The 20,833-nt window shown below is 70.3% G+C and carries 19 protein-coding genes and 1 riboswitch; of the genes, 16 read left to right on the top strand and 3 right to left on the bottom strand.

Annotated features, from left to right (window positions below):
• Nucleotides 1-48 precede the first annotated feature (48 nt).
• Nucleotides 49-142, top strand: a riboswitch (SAM riboswitch).
• A 10-nt stretch (nucleotides 143-152) separates the two neighbouring features.
• The 13 genes from ACFVVM_RS27805 to ACFVVM_RS27745 all read left to right on the top strand — a co-directional run bounded on the left by ACFVVM_RS27805 (nucleotide 153) and on the right by ACFVVM_RS27745 (nucleotide 14,679).
• Complete coding sequence (locus ACFVVM_RS27805; protein ID WP_387624129.1) at nucleotides 153-1,148, top strand: amino acid ABC transporter permease; 996 nt, start codon at nucleotides 153-155, stop codon at nucleotides 1,146-1,148.
• The gene (locus ACFVVM_RS27800) at nucleotides 1,145-1,906 is read left to right on the top strand and encodes an amino acid ABC transporter ATP-binding protein (RefSeq protein ID WP_387624126.1); all 762 of its coding nucleotides are present in this window, start codon (nucleotides 1,145-1,147) and stop codon (nucleotides 1,904-1,906) included. Before ACFVVM_RS27805 ends, ACFVVM_RS27800 begins: the two co-directional genes overlap by 4 nt.
• A gap of 31 nt (nucleotides 1,907-1,937) precedes the next feature.
• Nucleotides 1,938-2,900, top strand: a complete 963-nt coding sequence (locus tag ACFVVM_RS27795; RefSeq protein ID WP_387624123.1) for an ABC transporter substrate-binding protein — start codon at nucleotides 1,938-1,940, stop codon at nucleotides 2,898-2,900.
• A gap of 34 nt (nucleotides 2,901-2,934) precedes the next feature.
• Nucleotides 2,935-4,005: an LLM class flavin-dependent oxidoreductase gene (locus ACFVVM_RS27790; RefSeq protein ID WP_387624120.1), complete on the top strand. Its 1,071-nt coding sequence runs from the start codon at nucleotides 2,935-2,937 to the stop codon at nucleotides 4,003-4,005.
• Entirely contained in the window at nucleotides 4,002-5,621 is a 1,620-nt protein-coding gene (locus tag ACFVVM_RS27785) for an ABC transporter substrate-binding protein (protein WP_387624118.1), read from the top strand. Before ACFVVM_RS27790 ends, ACFVVM_RS27785 begins: the two co-directional genes overlap by 4 nt.
• A gap of 2 nt (nucleotides 5,622-5,623) precedes the next feature.
• Nucleotides 5,624-6,646 carry an ABC transporter permease gene (locus tag ACFVVM_RS27780; RefSeq protein WP_387624115.1) on the top strand — a complete coding sequence of 341 codons (1,023 nt, stop codon included), beginning with the start codon at nucleotides 5,624-5,626 and terminating at the stop codon, nucleotides 6,644-6,646.
• Between the two features lie 35 nt (nucleotides 6,647-6,681).
• On the top strand, nucleotides 6,682-7,584 hold the full coding sequence (locus tag ACFVVM_RS27775) for an ABC transporter permease (RefSeq protein WP_387624112.1): 903 nt from the start codon (nucleotides 6,682-6,684) through the stop codon (nucleotides 7,582-7,584).
• Nucleotides 7,581-9,290, top strand: a complete 1,710-nt coding sequence (locus ACFVVM_RS27770) for a dipeptide ABC transporter ATP-binding protein (RefSeq protein ID WP_387624109.1) — start codon at nucleotides 7,581-7,583, stop codon at nucleotides 9,288-9,290. The genes ACFVVM_RS27775 and ACFVVM_RS27770 overlap by 4 nt, the downstream gene beginning before the upstream one ends.
• Nucleotides 9,287-10,651 carry an LLM class flavin-dependent oxidoreductase gene (locus tag ACFVVM_RS27765; RefSeq protein ID WP_387624106.1) on the top strand — a complete coding sequence of 455 codons (1,365 nt, stop codon included), beginning with the start codon at nucleotides 9,287-9,289 and terminating at the stop codon, nucleotides 10,649-10,651. Before ACFVVM_RS27770 ends, ACFVVM_RS27765 begins: the two co-directional genes overlap by 4 nt.
• A complete protein-coding gene (locus tag ACFVVM_RS27760; protein ID WP_387624103.1) occupies nucleotides 10,648-12,015 on the top strand; it encodes an NtaA/DmoA family FMN-dependent monooxygenase in 1,368 nt (455 codons plus the stop codon). The genes ACFVVM_RS27765 and ACFVVM_RS27760 overlap by 4 nt, the downstream gene beginning before the upstream one ends.
• Nucleotides 12,012-12,821 (top strand): DUF1684 domain-containing protein, encoded by an 810-nt coding sequence (locus ACFVVM_RS27755; protein WP_387624100.1) that lies wholly within the window; start codon nucleotides 12,012-12,014, stop codon nucleotides 12,819-12,821. The genes ACFVVM_RS27760 and ACFVVM_RS27755 overlap by 4 nt, the downstream gene beginning before the upstream one ends.
• Nucleotides 12,818-13,969: an LLM class flavin-dependent oxidoreductase gene (locus tag ACFVVM_RS27750; RefSeq protein ID WP_387624097.1), complete on the top strand. Its 1,152-nt coding sequence runs from the start codon at nucleotides 12,818-12,820 to the stop codon at nucleotides 13,967-13,969. The genes ACFVVM_RS27755 and ACFVVM_RS27750 overlap by 4 nt, the downstream gene beginning before the upstream one ends.
• 128 nt (nucleotides 13,970-14,097) lie before the next feature.
• On the top strand, nucleotides 14,098-14,679 hold the full coding sequence (locus ACFVVM_RS27745; RefSeq protein ID WP_387624095.1) for a DUF2867 domain-containing protein: 582 nt from the start codon (nucleotides 14,098-14,100) through the stop codon (nucleotides 14,677-14,679).
• An 8-nt stretch (nucleotides 14,680-14,687) separates the two neighbouring features.
• Here ACFVVM_RS27745 and ACFVVM_RS27740 read toward each other — a convergent pair whose 3' ends face one another.
• Nucleotides 14,688-14,960, bottom strand: coding sequence for a helix-turn-helix domain-containing protein (locus tag ACFVVM_RS27740; RefSeq protein WP_387624092.1), 273 nt, complete (start codon nucleotides 14,958-14,960; stop codon nucleotides 14,688-14,690).
• 110 nt (nucleotides 14,961-15,070) lie between these two features.
• Nucleotides 15,071-15,343, bottom strand: coding sequence for a helix-turn-helix domain-containing protein (locus tag ACFVVM_RS27735; RefSeq protein WP_387624089.1), 273 nt, complete (start codon nucleotides 15,341-15,343; stop codon nucleotides 15,071-15,073).
• Nucleotides 15,344-15,435: 92 nt separating this feature from the next.
• On the opposite strand from ACFVVM_RS27735, the gene ACFVVM_RS27730 reads away from it, so the two are divergent.
• Nucleotides 15,436-16,809 (top strand): ATP-binding protein, encoded by a 1,374-nt coding sequence (locus tag ACFVVM_RS27730; RefSeq protein ID WP_387624086.1) that lies wholly within the window; start codon nucleotides 15,436-15,438, stop codon nucleotides 16,807-16,809.
• Between the two features lie 5 nt (nucleotides 16,810-16,814).
• Here ACFVVM_RS27730 and ACFVVM_RS27725 read toward each other — a convergent pair whose 3' ends face one another.
• Nucleotides 16,815-17,735, bottom strand: coding sequence for a methylenetetrahydrofolate reductase (locus ACFVVM_RS27725; protein ID WP_387624349.1), 921 nt, complete (start codon nucleotides 17,733-17,735; stop codon nucleotides 16,815-16,817).
• Nucleotides 17,736-18,031: 296 nt separating this feature from the next.
• Between ACFVVM_RS27725 and ACFVVM_RS27720 the strand changes: the two genes are divergently transcribed.
• On the top strand, nucleotides 18,032-19,186 hold the full coding sequence (locus ACFVVM_RS27720; protein WP_387624347.1) for a polyprenyl synthetase family protein: 1,155 nt from the start codon (nucleotides 18,032-18,034) through the stop codon (nucleotides 19,184-19,186).
• Nucleotides 19,187-19,193: 7 nt separating this feature from the next.
• Entirely contained in the window at nucleotides 19,194-20,810 is a 1,617-nt protein-coding gene (gene crtI, locus ACFVVM_RS27715) for a phytoene desaturase family protein (protein WP_387624084.1), read from the top strand.
• The last annotated feature ends 23 nt before the right edge of the window (nucleotides 20,811-20,833 follow it).

The raw sequence follows: 20,833 nt of genomic DNA, 5'->3' as shown, positions 1-20,833 counted from the left end.
TCCCGCCTGTGCCACATGCTGGTTCAGCTCGGGTCAGCAGCCCGAGCACAACCATCCAGAGCGACCGAGAGACCTGGCTCGACGACGTCGCAGCAACCCGCCCGTTTCCGGGTGTGGGTGCTTCTGCCGGGTTCGATGGAGGAGATCTACCCATGACCGCGTCTGCCGTTTCCGGCGCCGCGAACCCCGCGCGCCCCGAGCAGGCGAGTGTTTCGCCCGAAGGACCCGACGAATCCGGGCTGCCCCGCATCGCCGGAGCCTGGCATCCGTGGCGCTGGGTGGTCGGCGCGATCGCGCTGATCCTGGTGGCGCAGTTCGCCCACGGACTGATCACCAATCCCGGCTGGGACTGGGGCACGTTCGCGCAGTACTTCACGGCACCCTCGGTGCTGGCCGCCCTGCAGGTGACACTCGAACTGACCCTGTGGGGCACGGTGCTCGGCTTCGCGCTCGGCACACTCCTGGCGATCGGCCGGGTGTCGAACAATCCGGTGCTGCGGGTGATCGCCTGGACCTACATCTGGGCGTTCCGCTCGATCCCGCTGATCGTGCAGCTGCTGTTCTGGTTCAACATCGCCTACCTGTATCAGCGGCTGTCGGTGGGCATCCCGTTCGGCCCGGCCTTCTTCGACTTCGAGGTCAACGGCGTGATCAGCGGGTTCACCGCCGCGGTGATCGGGCTGGCGCTGCACCAGGCGGCCTATTCGGCCGAGCTGATCCGGGCCGGACTGCTCGCTGTCGACCAGGGTCAGCTCGACGCGGCCGCCGCGCTCGGCATCCCGAAGTGGCGCCAGTTCCGCACGGTGGTGTTGCCGCAGGCGATGCGCTCGATCCTGCCGAACGCGGCCAACGAGGTGATCGGGCTGTTCAAGGGCACCTCGATCGTGTCGGTGATGGCGATCGCGGAGCTGTTCTACCAGGTGCAGGTGGTCTTCGGCCGCAACGGCCGGGTGGTGCCGCTGCTGATGGTGGCCACCGTCTGGTACATCGTGCTCACCACGATCCTGTCGATCGTCCAGTACTACATCGAACGGCACTACGCCAAGGGCGCGCAGCGTCAGCTGCCGCCGACACCGTGGCAGCGGGTCCGCGCCAAGGTCACCGAGATCGCCGCGCACACCGCGCCTCCCCGAGGAGCCACCCGATGACCGCCGCGGTGCAGGCCAGGGGCATTCGCAAGTCCTACAACGGCACCGAGGTGCTGCGCGGGGTCGACCTCGCGGTGCGCGCCGGTGAGGTGGTGGCGCTGATCGGGCCGTCCGGCTCGGGCAAGTCCACGCTGCTGCGGGTGCTCAACCATCTGGAGGCCCAGGACGCGGGCACCGTGCACATCGACGGCGAGCTGATCGGTTACCGGCAGCGCGGCAACGTCCTGCGCCCGCTGCCCGACCACGCCGTGCGCGCCCAGCGCAGCCACATCGGGTTCGTGTTCCAGCAGTTCAACCTGTTCCCGAATCTGACCGTGCTCGACAACATCGTGCTCGCGCCCGTCTCGGCCCAGCGGCGCAAGCGCGCCGAGGTGGTCGCCGAGGCCGAGAAGCTGCTGGCCCGGGTCGGCCTGGCCGATTACGCCGACGCCTATCCGCGCAGGCTGTCGGGCGGTCAGCAGCAGCGCGTGGCCATCGCGCGGGCGCTGGCGCTGAAACCGCGACTGATCCTGTTCGACGAGCCGACCTCGGCGCTGGATCCGGAACTGGTCGGCGAGGTCCTCGCCGTCATCCGCGATCTCGCGCACGGCGGCACCGCGCTGGTGATCGTCACCCACGAGATCGGTTTCGCCCGCGAGGTCGCCGACACGGTCGTGTTCCTCGACGAGGGCGTGATCGTCGAACGCGGCGACGCCGCCACCGTCCTCGACCACCCCGAACACCCGCGCACGCAGGCGTTCCTGTCCCGCGTCCGCTGAACATCCCTTCCACGAACAGGTTTCGACACTGATGAAGCTCTCCACCCTGATCGGCATCGTCGCGGCGGCCACGCTGTTGACGGCAGGCTGCACCGCCGAGCCCGAATCGGCCACCACCGTGCAGGCCGGCGAGACCACCTACGACCTCTCCCCCGCCCAGGAGGCCAGGCTGCGGGTGGACAAGGTCGACGCCATCGCCGCCCAGGTGCCGCAGGCCATCCGCGACCGCGGCACCCTCGTCGTGACCGGTCCCGCCGGTTCCGTGCCGCCGCTGCGGTTCTACGCCACCGACGACCGCACCGTCGTCGGCTCCGAGGTCGACTTCGCCACCCTGGTGGCCGACATCCTCGGCCTGAAGCTCGACATCCAGGTGGCCGACTGGTCGCAGAACTTCGTGCGGGTGGATTCCGGTGAGGTGGACGCGTTCATCTCCAACGTGACCGTCACCGAGGAGCGCAAGGAGAAGTACGACTTCGCCACCTACCGCACCGACACCGTCGCGCTCGAGGTGCACAAGGACAGCGACCTGACCTACACCGACCGCAAATCCCTGGCGGGTCAGCGCATCGGCATCGGCGCGGGCACCAACCAGGAGCAGCTGCTGGTGAGCTGGAACGAGCAGAACGTCGCCGAGGGCCTGGCCCCGATCGACATCGCCTACTACCAGCAGTCCACCGACTACTACCTGGCGCTGGCCTCCAGGCGCATCGACGGCTACATCGGCCCGAACCCCGCGGCCGTCTACCACTCGACCACCACCGGCGACAGCAAGATCATCGCCACCTTCTCCGGCGCGGGCGAGCAGCTGCAGGGTGAGATCGCGGCGCTCACCAAGAAGGACAACGGCCTGATCGGCCCGATCCACCAGGCGCTGCAGCACGCCATCGCCGACGGCAGCTACCAGAAGGTGCTCGACCGCTGGGGCCTGGATTCGGAGAAGGTCACCGAGTCGCGGATCAACCCGCCCGGTCTGCCGAAGAAGCCCGCCGCATGAGTGTCGACCGGCTCGTGGCGGGAGGTGGCCACGCATGAAGTTCCTGCTGATGACGTTGATCACCCGCGTGCCCGATCCGGTCACCGGCGTGGTGCCGAGCACCCGCGACCGGTTGCACGAGGTGATCGACCAGGCCCGCCGCGCCGAGGAACTCGGCTACGACGGTTTCGCGGTCGGTGAGCGCCACGAGGATCCGTTCCTCTCGGCGGCACCGCCGGTGATCCTGAGCCACATCGCCGCGGTCACTTCCCGGATCAGCCTGTTCACCGCCGTCACCACCCTGAGCCTGCTCGACCCGGTGCGTGCCTTCGAGGACTACTCCACGCTGGACAACCTCGCCGACGGGCGCCTGGAACTGATCATCGGCAAGGGCAACGGCGCCGCGCAGGCCCAGCTCTACCACGTCACCACCGACGATCAGTGGGACCGCAATCGCGAAGGCTACGAACTGTTCCGGGCGCTGTGGGCCGGCGAGGAGGTGACCTGGTCGGGCCGGTTCCGGCCCTCGCTCACCGCCGCCAAGGCCCTGCCGCGTCCTTTGCGGCCGGATCTGCGCATCTGGCACGGCAGCGCGACGAGCAGGGAATCGGTGGAACTGGCCGCGCGCCACGGTGATCCGGTGTTCTCGGCCAATGTCACCAACCCGATCGAGCCGTATGCCGAACTGATCCGGCACTACCGCGAACAGTGGGTGGAGCACGGTCACGACCCGGCCGACGCCCTGGTCGGCGCGGGCACCGCGGGCTTCCACGTGGCCCGCACCTCGCAGGCCGCACTGGACACCTTCCGCCCGATCTACGACGCCCGGCTGGCCCTGCAGCGCAGGCTCGGCATCCCGATCGTGTTCGAGACCCTCGACGACTTCGTCGCCCGCTCCTCGGCCCTGATCGGCAGCCCGGAGCAGGTGCTCGACAAGGTCGGCCGCTATCACGAACAACTCGGCCACGAGGTGATCCACCTGTCCGCCGAACGTGACGGCCGATCCGTTTCCGACCACCTGGACAGCCTCGCGCTGTTCCAGGCCGAGGTGGCGCCCGAACTGCGCCGCCGTATCCCGAGCCGACCCCTGGCCTCGCGCCTCGAATTCTCTGGAGTTACCCCGTGATCCGTCCTCGTCATCGCATCGCCGTCCTCGCGGGCGTGCTGGCCGCCGCCACCACCGTGGCCGCCTGCGGCAGTGACACGGGAGGAGGTGGTGGTGACGCCGGACCGCCACAGCCCGGCGGCACCCTGCGCTACGGCCTGTCCCAGGCGCCGAGCTGCTCGGATCCGGCCCAGGCCGGCTCGAACCAGACCATCTACGTGACCCGCCAGATCGTCGACTCGCTCACCGATCAGGACCCGAAGACCGGCGAGATCACGCCGTGGCTGGCCAAGAGCTGGGAGGTCAGCTCCGACGCCAAGGTGTTCACCTTCACCCTCGCCGACGGCGTCACCTTCAGCGACGGCACCGCGCTCACTGCGGACTCGGTGCGCGACACTCTCGACGCGATCGTCAAGCTCGGTGGGGCCAAGGCGCCGCTGGGATCGAGCTATCTGACCAACTATGTCGGGACCACCGCGGTCGACAAGCTCACCGCGCGCGTCGAATTCAGCGAGCCCAACGCCCAGTTCCTGCAGGCCTCCTCGACCCCGCAGCTCGGCATCCTGGCCGAGTCCACCAATGCCAAGGCCGCCGAGGAGCGCTGCGCCGGTGACAACATCGGCAGCGGCCCCTTCACCTACGCCGACTACAAGCAGGACGCCTCGGTGACGCTGGCCAAGCGCACCGGCTACAACTGGGGCTCGGCCGTGTTCGGCCACGAGGGCGAGGCCTACCTCGACCGGATCGAGTTCACGGTCGTCCCGGAATCGGGTGTGCGGACCGGCAGCCTGACCTCCGGTCAGCTCGACGCGATCAGCGACGCGCTGCCCCAGGACGAGCCGCAGATCGAGGCGGTCGGCGGACAGGTGCTGTCCACCTCCAACCCCGGCACACCGTTCGGCCTGCAGCTCAACGTGACCCGTGGACCGCTGCGCGACCAGGCGGTGCGCGAGGCGCTGCTGCCCGCGCTCAACCGCCAGGAACTCGTCGACACGGTGCTCGGCCCGAAGTTCCGGCCCGCGACCTCGAGCCTGGCCGTGGCCACCCCCGGCTACCTGGATCAGTCGGCGCGCCTGGCCTACGACCCGGACAAGACCAAGGCCGCCCTCGATCAGGCGGGCTGGGTGCCCGGCCCCGACGGCATCCGTGCCAAGAACGGTGAGCGCCTGAGCTTCTCGGTGACCTTCAGCCAGGTCTTCGCCGGTAACCAGGCGATTCTGGAGCTGGTGCAGCAGCAGCTGCGCCAAGTGGGTGTCGACCTGCAGCTGGACCTGGTCTCGGGCCCGGAGAGCACCGCGAAGATGAACAGCAAGGACTACGACTCCTTCTACGGCAACTCCACCCGCGCCGACGGTGACATCCTGCGCACCTCGTTCTCGCTGACCGGCCGCAATCTCAGCAACCGCGGCCCGATCCCGGAGCTCGACGCCACGCTCACGGAGCAGCTGGCCGCCAATGACCCGGCCGCGCGTGCGGAACTGATCGAGACCGCGCAGAAGCAGGTGCTCGACAACGGCCTCTACCTGCCCACCATCGAGCTGTCCCAGGCGATCGGTGTCACCGCCAACACCCAGGATCTGAAGTTCGAAGCCTCGGCCCGGCTGCAGTTCTTCGACACCTGGTTGAGCGGGCGCTGATCATGGGCCGGTATGTGGGTTCGCGGGTACTGCAGGCGATCTGGGTGTTGTGGGCGGCGTTCACGATCTCGTTCGTCGTGCTGTACCTGCTGCCCGCCGACCCGGTTTCGATGGCCGCCGACGGCGGCGGCCTCGGCATGCCGGTCGACAAGGTAGCCATCGCGGAACTCCAGGCCCGCTACGGGCTGGACAAGCCGCTGTGGGAGCAGTACACGACCGCGCTGGGCAATGTCGTCACCGGTGATCTCGGCAGTTCCATCACGACCGGACAGCCGGTCACCGAGGCCCTCCTCGACGCCTTGCCCTCGTCCCTCGGACTGGCCGCGCTCGCCCTGCTGTTCGCCGTCCTCGGCGGCACGGCACTGGCCTTCGCCGCCACCTACACCCGGCGGCCGTGGCTGCGCAACACCCTCAGCGCGCTGCCGCCGCTGGGTGTCGCGGTGCCGACCTTCTGGACCGGCCTGATCCTGTTGCAGCTGTTCTCGTTCCGGCTGCACTGGTTCCCCGCGTTCGGCGGCACCGGGCTGCAGGGCACGCTGTTGCCCGCGCTGACCCTGGCCCTGCCCATCGGCGCGGTGCTCGCGCAGGTGCTCGCGGCCGGGCTGGAACAGACCTGGCGGCAGCCGTTCACCGAGGTGGCGGTGGCCAAGGGCGGCTCGCGCTGGTGGGTGCAGCGCAAGCATGTCGCCCGGCTGGCCAGCGTGCCCGCGTTCACCATCGCCGGTGTGCTGGCCGGCACCATGCTGGCCGGTTCGGTGGTGGTGGAGTCGGTGTTCGCCAGGGCCGGGGTCGGCAGGCTCACCCAGACCGCGGTGCTGAACCAGGACATTCCGGTGGTGCAGGGGGTGGTGCTGCTCTCGGCGCTGATCTTCGTGACCGTGAATCTGGTGGTCGACCTGCTGTATCCGCTCATCGATCCGCGGATCACCGGTGCCCGGCGGGCGCGTCCGGTCACGACCGAGGCCGCCGCCGTGGAGCCGACCGGCGAGCCCGCCGACCTCACGAAGGCGGTGCGCGGTGGCTGACCTCGCTGTCCACTCCGAAACCGAAGGGACCGAACATGGTTGACATCCTCGTACGCCGTGGCTCGGTGGTCGACCGCCCCGAAGCCACCGCGGGCGACGACGGCGCACGGACGCACCGCGTCGCCGCGACCCTCCGCTGGGTGCGCGGACACCTCGGCCTGGTGCTCTCGGGCCTGGTGCTCGCGGTCGCGGTCGGGTGGGCGGTGGCGCCCACGCTGTTCGCCCCGGGCGATCCGCTGGTCGGCGTGCCCGCCGAGAAGTTCCAGGCGCCGAGCGCGGCGCACTGGTTCGGCACCGACAATCTCGGTCGCGACCTCTACACGCGGATGGTGCACGGCGCGGGCCTCTCGCTCACCGCCACCCTCAGCGCGGTCGCCATCGCCCTGGTGGTCGGCTCGCTGCTCGGGCTGCTGTCCGGCGCGGCGGGCGGGATCGTCGACTCCGCGATCATGCGGGTGGTCGACGTGCTGCTGTCGATCCCGTCGCTGCTGCTCGCGCTCGCGCTGGTGACCGCGCTCGGCTTCGGCACGCGCAATGTGGCCATCGCCGTGGGCATCTCACTGATCGCCAACTTCGCGCGCGTGATGCGCTCGGAGGTGCTGCGGGTGCGCCACGCGCCGTACGTCGAGGCCGCGCACGCCTCGGGAGTGCGCTGGTACACGGTGCTCGCCCGGCACGTGCTGCCCAACTCGTTCCAGCCCGTCCTGGCCCTGGCCGCCGTGGAATTCGGCATGGCGGTACTGGCGGTCTCCTCGCTCAGCTTCCTCGGCTACGGCACCAAACCGCCCACGCCCGAATGGGGTTCGCTGATCTCGGAGGGCCGCAATTTCCTCGCCACCGCCTGGTGGCTGACCACTCTGCCCGGCCTGGTCATCATCGCCGTCGTGCTCGCGGCGCAGCGGCTGGGCCGTCATGTCGGAAGGACGGGAACGCGATGAGCGAGCAGTCGAACGGCGCCGGGCCCTCGGTGAACGGATCTGACCGGACCGAATCGGCGCAGGCCGAGAACGAGCGGACGGCGGGCCCGCTGTTGCGGGTGACCGACCTGCGCATCACCTACCGGTCCGGGGGCGGTCCGGTGACGGCGCTGCGTAGCGCTTCGATCGAGGTGGCACGCGGTGAGGTGGTCGCGCTGGTCGGTGAATCCGGTTCGGGCAAGTCCACTTTGGCGCACTCGGTGATCGGGCTGCTCGGTGACACGGCCGAGGTCGTCTCGGGCACGATCGAGTTCGACGGCGAGAAGGTCGACCCCACCGACGAGAAGTCACTGCGGCGGCTGCGCGGCGCGCGGATCGGGTTCGTGCCACAGGATCCCGGTCTGTCGCTCAATCCCGTGCTGCGGGTGGGTGATCAGGTCGCCGAGGCGCTGCTCGTGCACAAGCTCGCCGAGCGGCGCGGAGCCAAGCTGCAGGCGCTCGACCTGCTCGAGGAAGTCGGTCTGGACAACCCCGAGATGCGGGCCAGGCAGTACCCGCACGAGCTCTCCGGCGGACAGCGCCAGCGGGTGCTGATCGCGATCGCGCTGGCCTGCGGGCCGGAGCTGATCATCGCCGACGAGCCGACCAGCGCACTGGACGCGACCGTCGCCCGGCAGGTGCTCGACCGGCTGGCCGAGCGGATCGCCGCGCGCGGCACGGCGGTCCTGCTGATCACCCACGACCTGGCCGTGGCCGCCGAGCGCGCCGATCGTCTCGTGGTGCTCGAGCAGGGCGAGGTCGTCGAAGCCGGTCCGGCCGCCCAGGTCCTGACCCGGCCTGCCGCCCCCTACACCCGGCGGCTGCTGGCCGCCTCCCCCGCGCTGGCGCCCACCGAGTTCCGGCCGATACGTCCCCGAGCGGAGGTGCCGTTGCTGTCGGTCCATGCCCTGCACAAACGCTTCCACGCGAGCGCCGGTGACATCACCGCGGTCGACGATGTGGAGTTCACCCTCGACCGCGGCGAAACCCTCGCCCTGGTCGGCGAATCCGGGTCGGGCAAGTCGACGACCGCGCGGATCGCGCTGCGGCTCACCGACGCCGACAGCGGCACCGTGACCTTCGACGGGCACGACCTCACCAGCGCCCGCCGCAATCGACTGCGACTGCTGCGCAAGCAATTCCAGGTGGTGTACCAGAACCCGTACTCCTCGCTGGACCCGCGCTGGGAGGTGAGCGACATCATCGCCGAGCCGCTGCGCGCCTACGGTGTCGGCGACCGGGCCGGGCGCACCGCCAGGGTGGCGGAGTTGCTCGACCAGGTCGCGCTGCCCGCCGATTTCACCAAGCGCAGGCCCGCGGAGCTGTCCGGCGGGCAGCGTCAGCGCGTGGCGATCGCCCGCGCGCTGGCCCTTCGCCCCGATCTGCTCGTGCTCGACGAGCCGGTCTCCGCGCTGGACGCCTCGGTGCAGGCACAGATCCTCGACCTGCTCGACGGCCTGCAGTCCGAACTCGCGCTCGGCTACCTGTTCATCTCCCACGATCTGGCCGTGGTGCGCCGGATCAGCGACCGGGTGGCGGTGATGCGGCACGGCCGGATCGTCGAGACCGGGCCCACCGCGACGCTGTTCACCGATCCGCAGCACCAGTACACCAAGGAACTGCTCGCGGCCATCCCGGCGCCGGGCATCCGGATCGATCCGCTCGACGGAAAGGACCTCACCCGATGAGCAAGGCCGACCTGTTCCTCGGCATCGAAGCAGCCGGTACCGGAACGCATCCCGCGTCCTGGCGGCGCGCCGACTCCGGGGCCGAGGACCTGTTCACCGCGCACTACTGGACCGCCGTGGTGACCCTGGCCGAACGATTCGGCTTCGACGCGGTGCTGCTGCCCGATTCGTTCCGCGTGCAGGAGGGCGGTGCCGGGGTGACCCGCGGCAGGCTCGACGCCGTCGCGATCGCCGCCCGCACCGCGCCGCTGACCCGCCGGATCGCGCTGATCCCGCAGGCACCGGTGACCCACACCGAACCGTTCCACGTGTCCAAGGCGATCGCGGCCCTCGATTTCGCGAGCCTTGGCCGCGCGGGCTGGGAGGTGACCGTGTCGAGCACAGCCACCGAGGCGAAGGCGTTCGGCCGCAAGGATGTTCAGGACGGTCCCGCGCTGTGGCACGAGGCCGGCGAAGCGATCGAGGTGGTCACCCGGCTGTGGGACAGCTGGGAGGACGACGCCGAGATCCGCGATGTCGCCACCGGGCGCTTCATCGACCGCGACCGCCTGCACTACATCGACTTCACCGGCGACAACTTCGCGGTGAAGGGGCCGTCCATCACCCCGCGCTCACCGCAGGGTCAGCCGATCGTGACGGTGCGCGCCGACGATCCCGAGTCGACCGAGGTCGCCGTCCACCGCGCCGACCTCATCCGGATCAGTGCCCCCGACCTGGCCACCGCCGCGCAACGCCGCATCGCCCTGCGCGCCGCGCTCGCCACCGCGGGCCGCGACCCGGACTCGGTGCGGGTGCTGCTCGATCTGCCGGTGCACCTGGCCGATTCGGCCGAACAGGCGCGGGCCGATGTGCGTGAACTCGATGGCTGGGCCGCGCGGTCCGCCGCAGTCGTCACCGGCGCCGACCACACCGCCACCCGAGCCGACGACGACTCCGCTCCTCACGCAGGCGATGCCGCGGCCACACTGCTGCACGCGGGCACCGCCGCCGATCTCGACGTGCTGCTCGCCGAGATCGCCGCCGCCGGGATCGTCGACGGTGTAGTCCTGCAGCCGCTGGCGTTGCGTGCCACGCTGACCATCCTCACCGCCCATCACCGCACCGCACCGGCATCGGCTGCCTTGCCTGGGGCAGCGGGTTCCTCTGACCTCGCCACCGGCGACCAAGCCACGGCGACCGGAACCGCCGAAGTGGTCACGTCGGGCGCCGCGAACAGCACCAACCCTCCGGCCCCGCAGCGTGATTCGGTCACCGGTGCCGACTCGGCGGCGCGTGCGGGCGCCCCCGTAACCCTCCGTGACCGCCTCGGTCTTGCCCGCCCGGCAAGCCGATACGCCACCGCGACAGGAGCCGCGCTGTGACCGCCAAGCCTCGCAAGCAAGTTCACCTCGCCGCGCATTTCCCCGGCGTCAACAACACCACTGTCTGGGCCGATCCGGCGTCGAAGTCGCAGGTCGAGTTCGCCTCGTTCGAGCATCTGGCGCGCACGGCCGAGCGCGGACTGTTCGACTTCTTCTTCCTCGCCGAGGGGTTGCGGCTGCGGGAGCATCGTGGGCGCGTCCACGACCTGGACGTGGTGGGCAGACCCGATACGTTCACCGTGCTCAATGCCGTCGCCGCGGTCACCGAGCGGCTCGGCCTGGCGGGCACGATCAACAGCACCTACAACGAGCCGTTCGAGCTGGCCAAGCAGTTCGCCTCGCTCGATCATCTCTCCGGCGGGCGCGCGGCCTGGAATGTGGTCACCTCCTCCGACGCGTTCACCGGCGAGAACTTCCGGCGCGGCGGCTATCTCGAGCACAGCGAGCGGTACCGGCGCGCCAGCGAGGTGATCGACGCGAGCCGGGCGCTGTGGGACAGCTGGCCCGCCGACTCGCTGGTCGTCGACCGCGAGCGCGGGGTGTTCGCGCGCGAGATCCCCGACACCGCCTTCCACAGTTCGCAGTTCGACATCGCCGCGCCGTTCGTCGTGCCACCGAGCCCGCAGGGGCACCCGGTGTTGTTGCAGGCGGGCGATTCCGACGAGGGCCGCGAGTTCGGCGCCAGGACCGCCGACGCGATCTTCACCGTGCACGGCAGCCTCGAGGCGGGCCAGAAGTTCTACGCCGACATCAAGGGCAGGCTCGCGAAATACGGTCGCGCGCACGAGGAACTGCTGGTCTTCCCGGCTGCCACCTTCGTCCTCGGCGCCACCGAGGCCGAGGCGCACGAGCGGGCCGCCCACATCCGGCTCCAGCAGGTGAGCCCGCAGACCGCCATCGCCTTCCTCGAACAGGTCTGGGGCCGTGACCTTTCCGGCTACGACCCCGACGGCCCGCTGCCCGACATCGACCCCGACACCACCGCCGAGATCACCCGGGGCCGGGTCCGGCACGCGAAAGACCCACTGGCCGTGGCGAAGGCGTGGCGCGAGCGCGCGGAGGCGGAGAAGCTCAGCATCCGCGAACTCATCATCGAGGTCACCTCGCGCCAGCAGTTCATCGGCACGGCGGCCCAGGTCGCCGAGCAGATCGATGACTACGTGCAGTCCGACGCCGCCGACGGGTTCATCCTCGTCCCGCATCTGACCCCGGCCGGACTCGACGAGTTCGTCGACACGGTGGTGCCGGAACTGCAGGAACGCGGCAGTTTCCGCACCGCCTACACCGGAACCACCCTGCGCGACCACCTCGGTCTGCGTCATCCCCACCACCCCACCGTCGCCGAAGGAGCACGCGCGTCATGACGATCGCCATCGAGAACACCGCCACCGCATCCCCGTTCACCGACGACTGGAGCCGCTGGCACGACGCCCGCGAGGACGGCCTGCGCGACCCGCTGGGCTGGCTCAGCCTGGCCGGGCTGCACTGGCTCACCGACAGCCCCGAGCGGATCGACGGGATCCCCGGCACCTGGTGGGTCACCGACGGGAAGGTGTTCATCACCGCCCAGCCCGCCGACCGGCTCGACGTCGACGGTGAGCGCATCGCCGGGGTGCGGATCCTCACCCCCGTCGAGGGCGCGCCTGGCCTGAGCGTGCTCAACGAGGAGCGGGTCTTCGAGGTGATCAAGCGCTCCGGGCAGTACGCGGTGCGCGTGCACGACCCGGCCGCGCCCACCCTGGCAGCCTTCACCGGCGTGCCCGCCTATCCGGCCGATCCGCGCTGGGTCGTGACCGGGCGGTTCACCGCCTTCGACGAGGCGCGCGTGATCACCACCGGTGCCGTCGTCGACGGGCTCGAGCACCACCACCGCGCGGCGGGCACCGTCGAGTTCCGGATCGGCGACACCACCGAGACACTGATCGCCTTCGGCACCCCCGCCGATCTGAAAGTGCTGTTCACCGACGCCACCAGCGGCGTCACCACCTACCCGGCCGCGCGCTCGCTCGCGATCGGGGCGGTCGAGGCCGACGGGACCGTCACCCTCGACTTCAACCGGGCGGTGAATCTGCCGTGCGCGTTCACCGATTTCGCGACCTGCCCGGTCGCGCCCCAGGAGAACCGGCTGCGGGTGGCCATCGAAGCGGGAGAACAGGATCCGAAGCTATGAGCGTGCCCCTGTCCATTCTCGATCTCTCGCCGATCAGCGCGGGCTCGACCGCCGCGCACGCCGTGCGCAACACCGTCGACCTGGCCCAGCACGCCGAGCGGTGGGGGTACTCCCGCTACTGGCTCGCCGAGCACCATTTCGTGTCGGTCGCCAGTTCGTCGTCGCTGACGCTGCTCGGCCTCGTCGCGGCCGCCACCTCGCGGATCCGGGTCGGCACCGGTGCGGTGCAGGTGGGTCATCACACCTCGGCCTCGATCGTGGAGGCGTTCGGCACCGTCGACGCGCTGTATCCGGGACGGCTGGATCTGGGGCTCGGCCGGTCCGGGCATCGGCGCAGTCAGTTCGGGGCCGAGGCCTCGACCGCCAAGGGCGGGCATCCGGTGGTCGACGGGGTGACCGGGCGCACCGAGATCCGTGACGGGGTCGTGGTGCCGCCGCCGTTCGACCCGCGCCGGATCACCGATCGGTCGAAGTTCCTGGCCTCGATCGAGGCACTGCAGCAGCCGCAGGCCGAGGCACCGGATTTCGCCGATCAGCTCGCCGAGGTGCGCGCGCTGCTCGACGGCACCTACACCGCCGCCAATGGTGTCGCCCTGCACGCCGTTCCGGGTGAGGGTGCCGAGGTGGAGCTGTGGCTGTTCGGCAGCAGTGCCGGGGAGAGCGCGGCGCTGGCCGGTCGGCTCGGGCTGCCGTTCGCGGCCGCCTATCACGTGGCTCCGGGGACGGCACTGGCCGCGGTCGAGGCGTATCGGGCCGCGTTCCAGCCGTCCGAGCAGCTCGCCGAACCGCATGTCATCGTCTCGGCGGATGTGGTGGTGGCGGCCGACGACGACACCGCCCGCCACCTCGCCAGCACCTACGGCCACTGGGTGCACAGCATCCGCAGCGGGACCGGCGCCGCCGAATACCTCGATCCGGCAACGGCTTCCCCGATCACCGCCGAGCAGACCCGGCTCGTCGAGGACCGTCTCGCCTCCCAGATCGTCGGCTCCCCCGACACGGCCACCGAACGGCTCGAGGCACTGCAGAAGCTCACCGGGGCGGCCGAACTGCTGATCACCACCATCACCCACGACCACGCCGACCGGCTGGAATCCCACCGCCTGCTGGCCGAGGCGTGGGGGTTGCGCGCCGCCCGCGCAGCCTGATCGGTCCGGCGGTGGGGTCCACGTCCCCACCGCCGGACCACTCGGTGGCGCGGGCCAGCACCTATACGTAGGCGTACAACAGCGGTAGCCTCGTATCTATACGCTTCCGTATAGATACGAGGTTTCCCATGCGACTTCCCGACTCGGCGCACATCGAACAGCCGTGGCGCATCCACGAACTCACCGACGATTTCGACCTCGAGGACGTCTGGCAGTTCCGCACTCCCGGCGCCGGATCCGACGACTTCCCCGTCCTCCTCGCCGCCCTGCAGGAGCGCCAGGCGTCGAAGAGCACCGGCATCAGCGGCCTGCTGTTCAAGATCCGCTGGAAGCTGGGCGCGCTGCTCGGCTGGGACCGCGAGTCCGCGGGCACCGGCGCGCGGGTGACATCCCTGCGCGACCGCCTTCCCGCCGACCTGCGCGACCTGCCCGCCCCCGACACCACCGACGGACCGTTCACCCACGTCTATCTGCTCGACGACGAATACGCCGCCGAGATCGCCAACGGCACGGTGCACGGCGTCATGCATCTGGGCTGGGTCCGCGGCGATTCCGGTTACCACCTGCAGATGGCCGTCCTGGTCAAGCCGAACGGCCGCCTCGGACGCCTCTACATGGGCTTCATCAAGCCGTTCCGGTACCTGATCGTCTACCCGGCCATGACCCGCACCTGGGAACGCACCTGGAAAGACCTCGCCGTCACCCACTGAGCGTAGGGTCAACTCGCGCTGCGGCCGAACATCTCACCGACCAGATCGGGCACCGAGGTGCCGAGCACCTCGCTCAGCGCGATCAGCGTCGACAACCTCGGATTCGCCGGCGCCTTCGTGCTGCGGACACCCCAGCCGTTCTCGAGCAGCTGGTAATGCTGACGACTGATACCGGCGGCGTGCGCGACCTCTTCCTGACTGAGCCCCCTGACCGCACGCAAAGCGGCCAGCCGCTCGCCGAGAATCGCCACGAGCTGCTTCTCGACGGCGGATTCGGACACCTCACCGAGGCTTCCCAGGCACCCCACTCGCGTCGACCATCTATAGATGGCATCATGCGCGCACGGCTCACGGAGTCGCCGACACGGTCAGCCAGGCACGACCCGAGACCTCAGCTCGCGCTCCGACCGAACACTTCATCGATGAGATCCGGCATCGTCGTCCCGAGCACCTCACTCAATGCAACCAGTGTCGACAACCTCGGATTCGCCGGCGTCCGCGGCTTACGAGCCCGCAACCCCACTTCGAGCAACTGATAGTGCTGCCGACTGATCCCCGCCGCGAGCGCGACCTCCTCCTGCGTCAGCCCCTTGGCCTCCCGCAGAGCCGCCAGATGCTCCCCCAAAATCGCCACGAGCTGCTTCTCGACGGCGGATTCGGACACCCCAACGAGATTTCCGAGCCAACGCACCCCAGTCGACCATCTATAGATGGCATTGTCCCGAAAAGCTCGGAATCGTCAGTGGGCGGCGACGGATGGGCAAGACGTATCTGTTGCGGACACTGGCCGAGCAGCGCAGCGGTTTCTACTTCGGGGCGACCACCGCTACCGGTACCGAATCGCTGCGGCAGTTCGGGGCCGCGCTGGGCGAGTTCACCGGTGCGGGCGCCCCCATCGCGTTCGACCATTGGGATCACGCGATCACCCATCTGTTCGCACTCGGCGCACGGGCTGCCGAACCGCTGCTGATCGTGCTCGACGAGTTCCCCTATCTCGTCAAAGCGGTGCCGGAACTCCCGTCGCTGGTACAGCGGGAGATCGACCGGTATCAAACCGAATCGAGTGGGGTCCGGCTGTTGCTGTGCGGATCCGCGATGTCGGTGATGGGCGGCCTGCCGGCGGCGAACGCGCCCTTGCGCGGCCGGGCCCAGCTCGAACTTCTGGTGCGGCCCTTCGGCTATCGCGCCGCCGCGGACTTCTGGGAGGCCGGGCACGATCCGGCCTTGGCGGCGCGGCTACACGCCATCGTCGGGGGAACACCCGCCTATCGCAGGCAATTCCTCGCCGACGACGTACCGACCTCGGTCACCGATCTCGACGACTGGCTGTGCCGAACAGTGTTGTCGCCGTTGAGTCCACTGTTCCGGGAGGCCCGATATCTGCTCGCCGAGGAGTCCGAGATCCGTGACACCGCGCTCTATCATTCGGTGCTGGCGGCGGTTGCCCAGGGACACAACACCCGCGGCGGTATCGCCGGATACATCGGACGCAAGTCGGTCGACATCTCCCACCCACTGACGGTCCTCGATGACTGCCATCTCGTCACCCGCGAACAGGATGTGTTCCGATCGGGCCGGTCGATCTACCGCATCACCGAACCGCTGATCTCGTTCTACGAAGCCGTGATGCGGCCCGCGTGGGCCCGATTGGAAACCGACCAGGCACAACAGGTGTGGCGCAGATCGACCGAGCGGTTCGACGCCCAGGTCGCGGGCCCGCACTTCGAGCAGATGTGCCGGACCTTCCTGCTCACCGGCGGCATCGATCTGCTGGAGTTGGACACCGATTTCGGCGCGGTCGGCTGCGGCGTGGTCACCGACCCGCACCGGCGAACCCGGATCCAGATCGACGCGGCCGTCACCGAGCCGGGCGACGGCGGCCGGGCACCCTCGATTTCCCTACTCGGCGAGGCGAAGTGGGGAACCACGGTCGGCGTGAACCACCTCGAGCGCCTCACCAGGGCCCGCGCTGTCCTGACCGAACGAGGCTGGGACACCTCGTCCTGCAGGCTGGCCCTGTTCAGCGGGGCCGGGTTCAGTGACGCGCTACGCCGCGCGGCCGAGCACGACCCAGCGGTGGCGCTGATCGGGGTCGGTGACCTGTACCGGCAGCATGGCCGGCCACGGTGATCCGGTTACGCGCTGATGGGGGCGGCGGTGACGCCGTAGCCGAGGTTGGTGAGGACTTCGCTGGTGGCCTTCGCGAAGTTGAGGGTGATGAAGTGGAGGCAGGGGGCGCCTTCGTCGATGAGGCGCTGGGCCATTTCGGTGGCGATCTGGATGCCTTCGGCGCGGACGGCGGCGCGGTCCTCTTCGGGGCCGGTGCCGGCGGCCTGCTGGAGGCGGGCCATGACGGCGGGCGGGAGGGTGCGGCCGCAGAGTTCCTCGGCGCGCTGGACGGTGCGCAGGGAGGTGATGGGCATGAGTTCGGGGATGATCGGCTTGGCGCCCTCGATGGGGTCCATGGCGATGACGCGGTCGCGTAGGCGCAGGTAGTGCTCGACGTCGAAGAACATCTGGGTGATCGAGTAGTCCGCGCCCGCACGCAGTTTCGCGGCGAGGTGGCGGGTGTCGTGGTCGAGGTCGGGTGAGCGGTGGTGGCCCTGGGGGAAGGAGGCCACGCCGACGTGGAAGTCACCGAGGTCGCGCACGATCCGGACCAGCTCGTCGGCGTATTCGACGCCGTTGGGGTGCTTGTGCCATTCGCCCAGGGGATCACCGGGCGGGTCGCCGCGCAGGACCAAGAGATTGCGGATACCGGAGTCGGCGTAGGAGCCGACCAGGGAGCGCAGTTCGGCGATGCTGTGACCGACGGCGGTGAGGTGGGCGACCGGGAGCAGGGTGGTCTCGGTGGCGAGTTCGCCGGTGATCCGGACGGTGCGGTCGCTGGTGGAGCCGCCCGCGCCGTAGGTCATGGAGACGAAGGCGGGGTGCATGCGCTCGAACGTGCGGACCGCGCGCCACAACCTGGCCTCACCGGCCGCGTCGCGAGGCGGGTTGAATTCGACCGAGAACGGCACACCACTGCCGGAATGGGTGCGCAGACTCTGCACCACCGACGGGGTGCGCGAGACGATCCGCCGGGCCGAAGCGGGGCGATCAGGGGTCGAGCGGACCCGTCCGTTGTCGAAACTCACCGGTCCAGTGTAGTGGTGGGCCCACCGGCCACGACGATGCGTGCCTCGGGGGCGGGATCGGACGTCAAGATGGCTGGACACGCGGGGTGTGGGGTCGGTCGCACCGGCCGTGTGCGCCGTCGGCACCACCGTGCGGCCCGCGTATCCTGCGACGGAAGGCCGGTGACCACACCGCCACGCGCGAGCGGACCACGCCGTTCGCCCACTTCCGCACCCTGGAGGCCGCCCTGTCCGCCGGAATCGGTACCCCACTGTCGCGGCCCCTCGTCGGGCCACCGGCCTCGGTCGACCTCGCCTCGCTCACCCCCGGCACCCCGGCCTTCGCCGCCGCCGTGGAGGGCGTGCTCGCCGGGTTCTTCGCGACCCGGCGCGAGATCGTCGACCCGCTCGGACCGGTGTTCATCGATGCCGCCGAGGCGCTCGAGCAGTTCGTCCTGCGCGGGGGCAAGCGGACCAGGCCGGGCTTCGCGTGGACCGGGTGGGTGGGCGCCGGTGGCGATCCGGCGGGGCCCGACGCGGCCGCCGTGCTCACCGCCTGTTCGGCGCTCGAACTGGTGCAGGCCTGCGCGCTGGTGCACGACGACATCATCGACTCCTCGCGGACCCGACGCGGGTTCCCGACGGTGCACGTCGACTTCGAGGATCGCCACGGCACGGCGGGCTGGCCCGGTGACGGCGCCGCCTACGGGTCGGCGGTCGCCATCCTGATCGGCGATCTGGCCCTGGCCTGGGCCGACGACCTGGTCAACGAGGCCGGACTCGCGCCCGCCGCGCACGCCAGGTTCGCGCGGGTGTGGGCGCGGATGCGCACCGAGGTGCTCGGCGGGCAGCTGCTCGACATCAACGGCGAGGCCGGAGGCGACGAATCGGTCGAGGCGGCGCTGCGGATCAACCGCTACAAGACCGCCGCCTACACGATCGAACGCCCGCTGCACCTGGGCGCGGCACTGGCCGACGCCGACGACGCGCTGGTGGCGGCCCTGCGGACCTACGGCACCGACGTCGGCATCGCCTTCCAGCTGCGCGACGACCTGCTCGGCGTGTTCGGCGACCCCGCCGTCACCGGCAAACCCTCCGGCGACGACCTGCGCGAAGGCAAGCGCACCGTGCTGATCGCCGAGGCCCTGCGCCGCGCCGACCCGGCCGCGGCCGAGGCGCTGCGCACCGGACTCGGCACCGATCTCGACGACGCGGCCGTCGACCGGCTGCGCGCGCTGCTCACCGAACTCGGCGCGGTCGACGAGGTGGAGCGGCGGATCACCGAACTCACCGACACCGGCCTGGCCGCGGTGGCCACGAGTACCGCCACACCGGACGCCAAGCGGTTGTTGCAGGCCATGGCCCTGGCCGCCACTCGCCGCGCGGCCTGAGGACGTCATGAGAAGTGTTGCGGGACAGGCGAATCATGTCGTCGTGGTCGGGGCCGGGCTGGCCGGGCTCGCGGCCGCGCTGCACCTGCGCGGCGCCGGTCGCGAGGTGACCGTGCTCGAGCGGGCCGATCATCCCGGCGGCCGGGTGGGGCGCTACCGGTTCGACGACTACGAGATCGACAGCGGCGCCACCGTGCTCACGGTGCCGGAACTCATCGACGAGGCGCTGGCGGCCGTCGGGCAAACCCGCGAGAGCGTCTCGCTGCGCATCCACCGGCTCGCGCCCGCCTATCACGCGCGCTTCGCCGACGGCTCCGACATCCGCGTCTTCGACGACGCCGACACCATGGCGGCCGAGGTCGACCGTGCCTGCGGACCGGCCGAGGCCCGCAACTACCGGCGGCTGCGCGACTGGCTCGACCGGATCTACGCGGCCGAGTTCGACGACTTCATGGACGCCAACTTCGATTCCCCGCTCGACATGGTGCGCACCCGGCGCTCCCGCACCGCGCTGACCACGCTGGCCCGGCTCGGCGGCTTCGGCAGGCTCGGGCCGCGCGTGCGGTCCTATCTGCGCGACGAGCGGCTGACCAGGCTGTTCACCTTCCAGGCGCTGTACGCGGGCATGGCACCGGACCGGGCGCTGGCGCTCTACGGCGCGATCCCGAACATGGACACCTGCCAGGGCGTCTATTTCCCCGAGGGTGGGATGCGGGCGATCACGGCCGCGCTGGCCGAGGCGTTCACGGCCGCGGGCGGGCGGCTCGAGCTCGGCGCCGAGGTCGAGCGGGTCGTCTACGCGCGCGTGCCCCCGGGACACGACCTGGGTGACAACGCCCGGCCCGAGGCCCCGGTCAGCGGCCGCCGCGCGGAAGCGGTCCGCACCGTCGACGGGCGCAGCTTCCCGTGCGACGCGGTCGTCCTCACCACGGACCTCGGTTCGCTACCCCGATTCGGTCTGCGCGTACGGCGCGGTCTGCGGGCGTCCCCGTCGGCCGTCGTGGCGCACGGCACCATCCCCGCCGAGATCGCCGCCGGCTGGCCCGTGCAGGCGCATCACACCATCGATTTCGGGGCCGCCTGGGCGCAGACCTTCGCCGAAATCGCCGCGCGGCCGGGTCGCGGGCAACTGATGAGCGACCCTTCGCTGCTGCTGACCCGCCCCGCACTCACCGACCCCGGCCAGTTCGTCGACCGGGCGCAGGGCCGCTGCGAACCACTCTCGCTGCTCGCACCCTGCCCCAATCTGACCGCCGCCCCGCTCGACTGGGACCGGCTCGGACCGTCCTATCTCCGCGAGCTGCTCACCGTGCTCGAGCAGCGCGGATACACCGGAATCACCGAGCACTTCGCCGTCGATCACCTCGACACACCGGCCACGTGGGCCGCCCAGGGCATGATCGCGGGCACACCGTTCTCGGTGGCGCATCTGTTCCGGCAGACCGGCCCGTTCCGGCCACGCAATCTGCCAAGGGGCATGGACAACGTCGTTCTCGCAGGTTGCGGCACGACTCCGGGGGTGGGTGTGCCCACCACTCTGCTGTCGGGCAAGCTGGCGGCGGCACGAATCACCGGCAGCCGGACGCGCAGCGGTACCGACCACCGGGTTAGTGTTCCAACTTGAAGCCGTAAACTGACGGCCGACTC

The organism is Nocardia sp. NPDC058176, assembly GCF_042883805.1.
Classification (GTDB): Bacteria; Actinomycetota; Actinomycetes; order Mycobacteriales; family Mycobacteriaceae; genus Nocardia.
This window is presented reverse-complemented; position numbering and strand designations above follow the sequence as displayed.

Excerpts from the sequence above, each read along its gene's own strand:
- ACFVVM_RS27755 (WP_387624100.1), top strand. The coding sequence starts at position 12,012 with ATGACGATCGCCATCGAGAACACCGCCACCGCATCCCCGTTCACCGAC.
- ACFVVM_RS27790 (WP_387624120.1), top strand. The coding sequence starts at position 2,935 with ATGAAGTTCCTGCTGATGACGTTGATCACCCGCGTGCCCGATCCGGTC.
- ACFVVM_RS27775 (WP_387624112.1), top strand. The coding sequence starts at position 6,682 with ATGGTTGACATCCTCGTACGCCGTGGCTCGGTGGTCGACCGCCCCGAA.
- ACFVVM_RS27795 (WP_387624123.1), top strand. The coding sequence starts at position 1,938 with ATGAAGCTCTCCACCCTGATCGGCATCGTCGCGGCGGCCACGCTGTTG.
- ACFVVM_RS27730 (WP_387624086.1), top strand. The coding sequence starts at position 15,436 with ATGGGCAAGACGTATCTGTTGCGGACACTGGCCGAGCAGCGCAGCGGT.
- ACFVVM_RS27805 (WP_387624129.1), top strand. The coding sequence starts at position 153 with ATGACCGCGTCTGCCGTTTCCGGCGCCGCGAACCCCGCGCGCCCCGAG.
- ACFVVM_RS27750 (WP_387624097.1), top strand. The coding sequence starts at position 12,818 with ATGAGCGTGCCCCTGTCCATTCTCGATCTCTCGCCGATCAGCGCGGGC.
- ACFVVM_RS27770 (WP_387624109.1), top strand. The coding sequence starts at position 7,581 with ATGAGCGAGCAGTCGAACGGCGCCGGGCCCTCGGTGAACGGATCTGAC.
- ACFVVM_RS27800 (WP_387624126.1), top strand. The coding sequence starts at position 1,145 with ATGACCGCCGCGGTGCAGGCCAGGGGCATTCGCAAGTCCTACAACGGC.
- ACFVVM_RS27780 (WP_387624115.1), top strand. The coding sequence starts at position 5,624 with ATGGGCCGGTATGTGGGTTCGCGGGTACTGCAGGCGATCTGGGTGTTG.
- crtI (WP_387624084.1), top strand. The coding sequence starts at position 19,194 with ATGAGAAGTGTTGCGGGACAGGCGAATCATGTCGTCGTGGTCGGGGCC.
- ACFVVM_RS27765 (WP_387624106.1), top strand. The coding sequence starts at position 9,287 with ATGAGCAAGGCCGACCTGTTCCTCGGCATCGAAGCAGCCGGTACCGGA.
- ACFVVM_RS27745 (WP_387624095.1), top strand. The coding sequence starts at position 14,098 with ATGCGACTTCCCGACTCGGCGCACATCGAACAGCCGTGGCGCATCCAC.